The organism is Phocaeicola sp. RTP21359st1_B8_RTP21360_211022, from assembly GCF_040911965.1.
In the GTDB taxonomy this organism is placed as follows: Bacteria; Bacteroidota; Bacteroidia; order Bacteroidales; family Bacteroidaceae; genus Phocaeicola; species Phocaeicola vulgatus.
This window is the reverse complement of record NZ_JBDFXP010000107.1, coordinates 1-2,177: the sequence shown is the minus strand read 5'-3', so window position 1 is coordinate 2,177 and position 2,177 is coordinate 1. Positions and strand designations below refer to the sequence as shown.

Annotated in this window: 1 protein-coding gene; it reads right to left on the bottom strand. The window is 45.8% G+C overall.

The features are described 5' to 3' along the window. On the bottom strand, nt 1-1,497 hold a 1,497-nt coding region (gene ltrA / locus AB5062_RS22555), incomplete at its 3' end, for a group II intron reverse transcriptase/maturase (protein WP_368326997.1). Between the last annotated feature and the right edge of the window lie 680 nt (nt 1,498-2,177).

Below are 2,177 nucleotides of genomic sequence, written 5' to 3'. Positions count from 1 at the left end.
CAGGGATTTACGTCCTTTCAGCGTCACAAGCATCTTTGACTTCATTCTTTTATTGAAGTACAGGCGGCAGTCTGCGTCAAACGGATTCATGTCCCCCTTTATCTGCGTATATTGCAGAAAAGGAAACGAAGATGCCAGTTTCAACAAGGTAAGTTGGTCTTCTTTGCCGTTTGATTTCTTGAACTTAGCCGCAAAAGTCCAGCTGTTCCCTCGGATATTGTGCCAATAGCGGTCTTTTATCCACTGTTTCCCTTTCTTGGAATGACGGCGTTTAGCCCATTGCCACAAGGCGAGAAATATCTGATGGTCGATTCTGTGAAAAGAATCACGTGTCGCCCCATGCTGATAATATGCTCCCCATCCTCGAATTTTAGCATTCAACATCCTGATTAATGATTCCTGCTTGCAACCCTTATGACCTTTTGTCACCTTACGGATATTCTCCATAAAGCGTTTTTCGGCTTTCTTGGTCGGCTTGGTCAATATTTCATTGCCGAATTTGCGGATGTTGAAACCGAGAAAATCGAAACCGTCACGGATATTGGTTATCACCGTCTTTTCTTCTGATAAGGTCAGACCTCTTTCAGACATAAAGTCGGCTACCAATGGCTTGATTTCCTTTTCAAGTGTTTCACGGTTCTCGCAGGTAATTATAAAGTCATCAGCGTAACGGACAAGATTCACCATTGGCGAATATAACTTACCTTTGATTCTAACTCGTTTATATTTCTCTGCAAGGACTTTCTGCAATCCGTCCAATGTCATATTGGCAAGCGTGGGAGAGATAATGCCACCTTGTGGCGTTCCCTCCTCTGTCGGGAACATCTGTTTGTTGAAGATATAGCCGCATTTCAACCATTTTCGGAGTATTGCCTTGTCCATAGGGATGTTGGCAAGCAGCCATTCATGGCTGATGTGGTCGAAGCACCCCTTTATGTCACCCTCCAGAATCCATTCGGGAGAATAGCCTTTTCGGAGAATGTTATGGCATTGCATTACCGCGTCCATACAGCGGCGTTCCTTGCGGAAACCGTATGAACGTGAGTCGGCTGTTGTTTCCGACACTGGTTCTAATGCCATAAGGTAGAGTGCTTGCATGGCTCTGTCTTTCATTGTCGGTATTCCCAACGGTCGCAGTTTGCCATTACTCTTTTTGATGTGGACTCTTCTCAATGGCTTCGGCTGGTAGCCTCTGCGTTTGAGTTCGCTTATCGCTTGTGTTTTTGCTTCGGGTTTCTCCCATGTTTCCATGTCCACTCCGGGGGTGTTGCCACCTCCGTTAGAAGTAACTCTCTTTACGGCTAAGGCTTTTGCGTAAAAAGAGTGGGTCAGCGTCCACTGCAAGGCTTTCACCTTGTTGTATCTGCCTTCCTTCTGAGCCTTTACAATTCGTGCTTGTAGCTTTCTGACAGCCAACTCCGCTTTAGTCCAGTCTATTCTGTCCCAAAGTGTTTGCTGATTGTCAGCAGGCGCACACGATGTCTTGTTTTCGTTCATTTGCTTTCCTCCTTTTGAAAGTTCTAAAAGTTAATTGTAAAGAATCACCATTTGACAACATTCGGTTTGATTGCCTACCTAATGTCGTCACAGAAGTCTGCCCACTTTCGTGTCGGATGATGTCGCCCACATCAGCCCGTGATGTCGGTTCAATCCGTATCCGCTCCATTACAGAACGGCATTCGCTTTTTCTGTTATCTTATACCTGCACACCATTCGGCTTTCATTGCTGTCAGCTTACCTGTCATTTTTACATGACAGGAGATATACAGGCTTACCATGTTCCACATAGATAACTAACGGATAGGTTAGGTTCTGTCTCATCCTCCGGCGGTGCTTATATCCGTGTAATCCTACCATGGAGAGGATTAACCGACCGCTTCCCTTTTGGGTAGAGTGTGCCAGTATCTTACACTCTTTCGTGACATTACGAAGTTTACTAACAGTTCGCTTGCGCTAACCATACTATCCAGCCTCGCCACTCTACGGTATGATACTAACCGTACTTGACTTCCCCTCACGGTTCTGTCTTGTCTTGCGAAAGTGTACTTCGTCCCGACCGCTTAATACAACATTAAGGTGCATCGGTCGGTAGGCTACCGCTGACGGAACAGCGGGTTAAAGCTGATACCCGTAAGTATCATTCCAACAATTATCTATGCGACTTCATGTCGCACCCA